6 protein-coding genes are annotated in these 7772 nt (G+C 44.8%); 4 read left to right on the forward strand and 2 right to left on the reverse strand.

Going from position 1 to position 7772, the window contains the following annotated elements; translation table 11 throughout:
- Nucleotides 1-46: 46 nt before the first annotated feature.
- Together pta and ackA are read right to left on the reverse strand one after the other, a co-directional pair.
- Nucleotides 47-2176 carry a phosphate acetyltransferase gene (gene pta / locus GKR61_RS15615; RefSeq protein WP_154639893.1) on the reverse strand — a complete coding sequence of 710 codons (2130 nt, stop codon included), beginning with the start codon at nucleotides 2174-2176 and terminating at the stop codon, nucleotides 47-49.
- Between the two features lie 81 nt (nucleotides 2177-2257).
- Complete coding sequence (gene ackA / locus GKR61_RS15620; RefSeq protein WP_036952711.1) at nucleotides 2258-3460, reverse strand: acetate kinase; 1203 nt, start codon at nucleotides 3458-3460, stop codon at nucleotides 2258-2260.
- A gap of 636 nt (nucleotides 3461-4096) precedes the next feature.
- On the opposite strand from ackA, the gene yfbV reads away from it, so the two are divergent.
- The 4 genes from yfbV to GKR61_RS15640 all read left to right on the forward strand — a co-directional run.
- On the forward strand, nucleotides 4097-4552 hold the full coding sequence (gene yfbV / locus GKR61_RS15625) for a terminus macrodomain insulation protein YfbV (protein WP_036952713.1): 456 nt from the start codon (nucleotides 4097-4099) through the stop codon (nucleotides 4550-4552).
- A 161-nt stretch (nucleotides 4553-4713) separates the two neighbouring features.
- Complete coding sequence (locus GKR61_RS15630) at nucleotides 4714-5208, forward strand: YfbU family protein (protein WP_036952716.1); 495 nt, start codon at nucleotides 4714-4716, stop codon at nucleotides 5206-5208.
- Between the two features lie 69 nt (nucleotides 5209-5277).
- Complete coding sequence (locus GKR61_RS15635) at nucleotides 5278-5952, forward strand: sugar phosphatase (protein WP_272537297.1); 675 nt, start codon at nucleotides 5278-5280, stop codon at nucleotides 5950-5952.
- Nucleotides 5953-6039: 87 nt separating this feature from the next.
- Nucleotides 6040-7772, forward strand: a 1733-nt coding sequence (locus GKR61_RS15640; RefSeq protein WP_154639891.1) for an SLC13 family permease, incomplete at its 3' end; no start/stop codon positions are given.

Below are 7772 nucleotides of genomic sequence, written 5' to 3' on the forward strand. Positions count from 1 at the left end.
ACCCATTTCTGGATTGACCTTTTAACTCAATACTTAATAACTAAGATTATGCGTTTTCGTTTTGTACCGCTTGAATCGCAGTCAGTGCAACGGTGTAAACAATATCGTCTACCAGTGCACCACGGGATAAGTCGTTAACGGGTTTACGCATACCTTGCAGCATTGGACCGATAGAGACTAAGTCAGCAGAACGTTGTACTGCTTTATAGGTAGTATTACCGGTGTTCAAGTCTGGGAAGATAAACACAGTTGCTTTACCTGCAACCGGTGAGTTTGGCGCTTTAGATTTAGCCACATCTGCCATTACTGCAGCATCGTACTGTAACGGACCGTCGATCATCAGGTCAGGGCGTTTTTCTTGCGCTAAACGTGTTGCTTCACGCACTTTCTCAACATCGCTACCCGCACCGGAATTACCCGTTGAGTAAGAGATCATCGCAACGCGAGGCTCGATACCAAAGGCTTTTGCTGAATCCGCAGATTGAATTGCGATTTCAGACAGTTGCTCTGCCGTTGGATCTGGGTTAATCGCACAGTCACCATAAACAAACACTTGCTCTGGCAGCAGCATAAAGAATACAGAAGAAACTAATGAGCTACCTGGCGCAGTTTTGATTAACTGTAGTGGTGGGCGGATGGTGTTTGCGGTGGTATGAACCGCACCAGAGACCAGACCATCCACTTCGCCTTTTTCCAGCATCAATGTGCCCAGAACAACGTTATCTTCCAATTGTTCCCGAGCAACCACTTCGGTCATGCCCTTGCTCTTACGCAGTTCGACTAAGCGTGCAACATATTCTTCGCGAACTTTAATTGGGTCAACGATTTCGATGCCAGTGCCTAATTCGATACCCTGAGATGCTGCAACACGGCGGATATCATCAGGATTACCTAACAATACGCAGGTCGCGATACCACGTTCAGCACAAATCGATGCTGCTTTAACGGTACGTGGTTCATCACCTTCTGGCAGGACGATACGTTTGCCTGCTTTACGAGCCAGTTCAGTTAACTGGTAACGGAACGCCGGAGGAGACAGACGGTTAGGACGCTCAGAATCAGCAACCAGAGATTCAATCCAGTTACTGCTAATGTGGCGAGCCACATAGTTTTGAATTTTCTCGATACGCTCATGGTCATCAGCAGGTACTTCAAGGCTGAAGCTTTGCAGATTCAGTGAAGTTTGCCATGTGTTGCTGTTCACCATAAACACAGGTAAGCCAGTTTCGAATGCTTGTTCACAAAGTTTGCGAATAGGTGCATCGATATCATAGCCGCCTGTTAATAAGATAGCCCCAATTTCGACGCCATTCATTGCTGCTAAAGAGGCGGAAACCAGTACGTCAGGGCGATCCGCAGAGGTCACTAATAATGAACCTGGGCGGAAGTGTTCCAGCATGTGTGGAATGCTACGTGCGCAGAACGTGACGGATTTAACGCGGCGAGTATTGATTTCACCTTCGTTAACGACTTTCGCATTTAAGTGTTTTGCCATGTCGATTGCACGAGTGGCAATCAGGTCAAAGTTCCAAGGAATTGACGCTAAAACGGGTAGATTTAAACACTCCAGCGCTTTGGCATCGATATTTGCCACAGTCGCTTTGGTTGAATCATCAAAGATTTCAGACAGGTCAGGGCGAGTACGACCTTGTTCATCAACGGGGGCGTTAACTTTGTTAACGATAACCCCGATGATGCTTTCATTACGTTGACCACCAAATTCGTTACGAACCAGCTCTAAACGCTCTTGCATTTGCTGGATTGAGCTATTGCCCGGCGCAGTAACAAATACAATTTCAGCACCTAGGGTTTTAGCAATTTCGTAGTTCAGTGATTGAGCAAAAGAGTGTTTGCGAGTTGGGACTAAACCTTCGATCAGGATCACTTCTGCATCTTTAGTGTGGTCGTGGTAGCGCGCCACGATCTCTTCCATCAGAATATCTTTCTTCGATGAAGTCAGTAGAGACTCAACATATTCCATTGTTAAAGGCTCAACAATGGTTGTGATGCTGGAGTGAGAACGTAAAACTTCGGTAGTTTGGTCTTTATTACCGGAAACGCGTGGTTGTGCGATAGGTTTAAACACGCTCAGCTGGACACCTTTTTGTTCCATTGAGCGGACGACACCCAGACTAACGCTGGTTAAACCAACGCTGGTGCCAGTAGGAATTAGCATAATTGTACGGGACACAGGAACCTCGTTTTTTGGTTACTCTAAAGCAGTACCGCCAGCATAAGGCTGGCGGCAAGAAAGTCTTTATGCTGTTAAGCGTGCAGCATCTTGGGCAATCACCAACTCTTCATTGGTTGGGATAACCAGTGCCGGGCGGCTGTTGTCGGTGGTGATAACACCTTCTTTACCGAAACGTGCTGCTAAGTTGCGCTCGTGGTCATATTCGAAACCAAGAATTGCCAGTTTCTTCAGTGTGATTTCACGCACTTGTGCAGAGTTTTCACCGATACCACCAGTGAAGATGATTGCATCAAGACGACCTTCCATCAGCGCGCTGTACGCACCAACATATTTTGCTAAACGGTGGCAGAACACATCCATTGCACGGGTTGCATCCGCTTTAGTGCCGTAGTTATCTTCAACATAACGGCAGTCGCTAGTCACGCCAGTTAAGCCCAGTAAGCCAGATTCTTTGGTCAGCATTTTGTTGATTTGGTCAACGCTCATGCCTAATGAATCATGCAAGTGGAAAATAATCGCAGGGTCGATATCGCCGCTACGAGTTCCCATGACTAAGCCTTCTAATGGAGTTAAACCCATTGATGTATCAACACATTTACCGTTAACGATAGCAGATACTGAACCACCATTACCTAAATGGCAAGTGATAACGTTCAGTTCATCAACTGGCTTGTTCAGTTTTTTCGCCGCTTCGCGAGAAACGTAGAAATGGCTAGTACCGTGCGCACCATAACGACGGATGCTGTGCTCGGAATATAATTCGTATGGCAGTGCATACAGGTAAGCTTCTTCAGGCATGGTCTGATGGAACGCTGTATCGAATACCGCTACGTTTTTGGTGATCAGATGAGGGAATGATTTTCTCGCCTCTTCAATACCAATAAGGTGAGCTGGGTTATGTAAAGGCGCGAATGGGATTGCCGCTTTAATACCCGCGATAACTTCATCGTCAATAACAACAGAAGAAGTAAATTTCTCGCCACCATGAACAATACGGTGACCAATAGAGGAAATTTGAGCTGACAATTCAGGCTTCGCAGCAAGAATTGTGTTTACGATGAAGTTCAGTGCTTCGCTATGTGCAGCGCCTGCACCTAAAGGTGCCTCATGTTTTTCACCGTCCATTTTCCATTTAATGCGAGCTTCAGGCAAATTAAAACATTCAGCTAAACCTGATAGAAATTCATCTCCATTAGTCGGATCGATAATTGCAAATTTCAGTGAGGAGCTACCGCAGTTTAAAACCAGTACCAGCTTACTTGACATGGAAATACCTATCTTAGTTGATGTTGTGAAGCCCGTTATGAGGACACACAGACTTAGTTGAAAAATGTAATTCGCTAGAGCCTAGCGCATTTATATCCGACCAATTCATGATTGATATCATGATATGTGCAAAAAAGTACATGGGTCGATGATTTTACAGGGTTTTCTCGCGCAAACGTTACGTGATGCTGTTAAATAACTGTGAGAAATAAGTCACAGTATCGTGTTGAAATAACGCGCAGAACCCCAATATATCACTGTTGTTTACTTATTAAAGAGAACTATTAAGTAACATAGTTCGGCAGTAATTCTAATTACGGTCGATTCTACTAAAACTATTTTATATTTTATATGTTTTTTTTAAAAATAGGGCGTTTGGTTGATTAAAATCATAAATGCCATATAAAGTGTAGTTATAGCGGTGAGTTACGCATTCAAGAGAATAGCGGGTTTCATTTAAGTTAGCTTAATTAAAGCTAAATTTGTGAAAATTAACTTAAAAACTGAGTGTGCGTTCACGCTCAATTTGACGTAAGCTAGCCATAGATTGATATTGTTTTTGTGATGACATCCAGAAATGAATAGCGACAGAAAATGAATGGCAGTAGAAAATCAATAGTAGTAGGAAATTAATTGATGAGCACAATGCAGAGTACCCCTCCGGGTTTTTTCAAACGCTTCAGATTAGGTAATCACTATCTGAAGGTTTTCCCTATGGAAAAAAAGCTAACGCCACTGTTTCCTGAACTACGTATCAATAAAGCGATTCGGTTTGGGATCCGCTTTATGCCGCCCATTGCGATATTTACGCTGGCTTGGCAAATTGCGTTAGGCGGGCAGTTAGGTCCAGCTGTCGCAACGGCGCTATTTGCCTGCAGCTTGCCAATGCAAGGATTATGGTGGTTAGGTAAGCGTGCCGTCACACCATTACCGGCAGGGTTATTAAGCTGGTTCTATGAAATTCGCGATAAATTTACCGAAGCGGGAATCGCGATGGCACCCGTTGAGCAGCAGCCTGACTATATGGCGCTAGCCGAACTTTTGAAAAAAGCGTTCAATCAGTTAGATCATACCTTTATGGAAGATATCTAAACGGTTCATTGAACCTTATTTAGCATTCAATTTGATAACAAACCTTTATTTAACAGTAATTAACGCAAAATAACTGTTTAGATCAATAAAAGTGATATTTAATCTGTGCATTATCAACATTGAATGCGAAGATTGCAGAAAATTATCTACGGAGAGCTGTGATGGAAATGACCAATGCTGAACGCCTAATTTTATCCAATCAATATAAAATGATGACCATGTTAGACCCAGATAACGCGGAGCGTTACCGCCGTCTGCAAACTATCATTGAGCGTGGATTTGGTTTACAAATGCGCGAGCTGGATAGGGATTTTGGTGAACTCAGCGAGCAAACGTGTCGTACAGTTATTGAAGTGATGGAAATGTACCATGCGCTGCAAGTTTCTTACGGCAACATGGAAGACAAACATGGTGTGGATGGTCGTCGTGTGCAGTTTTTGGGCTTTGATGCCGCAACGGAAGCGCGTTATCTGAGTTACGTGCGCTTTATGGTTAATACAGAAGGGCGATATACCCATTTCGATAGCGGAACTCATGGCTTTAACTCACAAACACCAATGTGGGATAAATATTTAAGAATGCTGAAAATTTGGCAAGCTTGCCCTCGCCAATATCACCTTTCAGCGGTTGAGGTTTCTCAAATTCTCAATGCTTAACCTATCTTTTTAGGTAGACACATTTACGTCTTGCATTAGGTAGCACGATTTTCTGAAAAAGGGTTTGATGTGAAGTTAAAAGCAAAAGGTTTTTTATTCGATCTCGATGGCACGTTGGCGGACTCACTCGCTGTTGTTGAGCGCTGTTGGTGTTTATTCGGCGATAGAATTGGTGAAGATAAGCAAGCGATTATCGACTACATTCATGGAAAACCTGCAATGACCACATTGCGCCATTTCCTACCTAATGCGAGCGAAGAAGAGCTGCAAAGCCATTTTCGTTGGTTAGAGAAGATGGAAAGTGAAGATATGGAGGGGGTTGTTGCACTGCCAGGTGCAATAGCGCTGTTATCTTTATTGAATAAATTAGGCGCCCCTTGGGCGATTGTGACATCAGGTACAGTACCCATTGCTCACGGACGCCGAGCAGCAGCGGGTTTGCCTGAACCTAAACATTGGGTCACGTTTGAAAAAGTCTCGAAAGGTAAACCAGACCCAGAACCTTTCCAATTAGGGGCGAAAAGCCTCGAACTTCCTCCTGAAGCGTGCATTGCTTTTGAAGATGCGCCAGCGGGGATCCATTCAGCATTAAGTGCGGGCTGCCAAGTTATTGCGGTTCATGATCCAGAAGACATGCCAAGACGAAATGAAATCTCTGCGATTATTAGTACATTAGAACAAATTTCCGTGACAGGTCCTGACGATAACGGCTATTTTGAGCTTTTCGTGTCGAAAAACGTCTAATTGCGATCTAATCAAAGAAATCCTCTGAAAAACATGGTTAACTAACTAAAATCTTTAGCCTGTTTTTTTTCGTCGAAAGGGGATACTTTGAACGGAGAATTGCTGTGGGTGCTAACCCTACTATTGATCGCGGTTGTTCTATTTACTACCAATAAAGTCCGCATGGATGTGGTTGCCTTATTAGTCATTGTGGCGTTTGTATTAAGCGATACACTGACCTTACAACAGGCAACGGCGGGTTTTGCGGATCCTAACGTTTTGTTGATTGCCGCTCTGTTTGTCATCGGTGATGGTCTGGTTCGTACCGGAATTGCCTACCAAATGGGGGAGTGGCTCGTCCGAGTTGCAGGCAGCAGCGAAAGTAAAATGCTCGTCTTTTTAATGATGACGGTGGCGGGGCTCGGTGCATTTATGAGCTCCACTGGCGTGGTCGCTATCTTTATTCCGGTGGTGCTCAGTGTCGCAGCACGGATGAAAACCTCACCAAGTCGATTAATGATGCCGCTGGGCTTTGCTGGCTTAATCAGCGGCATGATGACATTAGTCGCAACTCCTCCCAACATGGTGGTCAACAGTGAATTAGTTCGCGAAGGATTACCCAGCTTTCAATTTTTCTCAATCACCCCAATAGGACTTCTTATTTTAGTCGCGGGTATTGGCTATATGTGGCTGACTCGTCGCTGGTTGGGTAGCAATGAACCGGATAAACAACCTGTTAAATATCAACGTAGTTTTCGTGATTTGATCCGCGATTATAAACTGGCTGGGCGTGCCCGCCGATTAGCGATTCGTAAAGGTTCTTCACTGATTGGACACACGCTTGATGAGCTTCATTTGCGTTCCCGTTATGGTGCAAACGTTGTGGGGATTGAGCGCTGGCGTAAGTTTCGCCGTGTGATGGTGAGTGCAACGGGGGGAACGGAGCTACGTGAGCGTGATGTTTTGCTAATTGATATTTCAGTGACTGACGATGAACTGCGCCAATTTTGTAGTGAACAGCTTCTTGAGCCGATGATTTTGCGTGGGGATTATTTTTCCGAGCAATCGAGGGATGTGGGGATGGCGGAAGTTTCCATGAACCCGGACTCGGAATTGCTAGGTAAAAGTTTACGAGAGATTAAATTTCGTACCCGATATGGTTTAAACGTCGTCGGGATCCGTCGCGATGGAAAAGCGCTTGATGGAAAACTGGTGGATGAACCTTTGCGCTTGGGGGATATTTTACTGGTCATCGGTGATTGGAAATTGATCCGTGTTCTATCAACAAAACCGCGTAATTTTATCGTATTGAACTTAGCCGCCGAAGTCGAAGCTGTTGCCCCTGCCTCCTCACAAGCCCCTCATGCGTTATTTTGCCTTGCGCTCATGGTGGCGATGATGGTTACCAATGAAATCCCTAACTTTATTGCAGCGTTGATTGCCTGTTTATTAATGGGAAAATTTCGCTGTATTGATATGGAAAGCGCGTACAAATCGATTCATTGGCCGAGTATTATTTTGATTGTTGGCATGATGCCATTCGCTATCGCTTTACAAGAAACCGGGGGGATAGCCCTTGCGGTAGATGCACTAATGAAGGTAGCTGGCGGATTAGGTCCTCATGTGATGCTAGTCTGCCTGTTTATTTTATGCGCGACGATAGGCTTATTTATTTCCAATACGGCTACTGCGGTACTCATGGCGCCTATTGCGATTGCCGCCGCGCATCAAATGGATGTCTCTCCATTACCTTTTGCGATGGTGATTGGTATTGCGGCATCCGCTGCGTTTATGACCCCTGTTTCTTCCCCTGTGAATACATTGGTATTGGGTCCCGGTGG

Origin of the sequence: Providencia sp. wls1916, assembly GCF_009706585.1 — a bacterium.
Lineage (GTDB): Bacteria > Pseudomonadota > Gammaproteobacteria > Enterobacterales > Enterobacteriaceae > Providencia > Providencia lanzhouensis.

Coding starts and splice junctions, on each gene's coding strand:
- yfbV (WP_036952713.1), top strand. CDS start 4,097: ATGAGCACAATGCAGAGTACCCCTCCGGGTTTTTTCAAACGCTTCAGA.
- pta (WP_154639893.1), bottom strand. CDS start 2,176: ATGCTAATTCCTACTGGCACCAGCGTTGGTTTAACCAGCGTTAGTCTG.
- GKR61_RS15630 (WP_036952716.1), top strand. CDS start 4,714: ATGGAAATGACCAATGCTGAACGCCTAATTTTATCCAATCAATATAAA.
- ackA (WP_036952711.1), bottom strand. CDS start 3,460: ATGTCAAGTAAGCTGGTACTGGTTTTAAACTGCGGTAGCTCCTCACTG.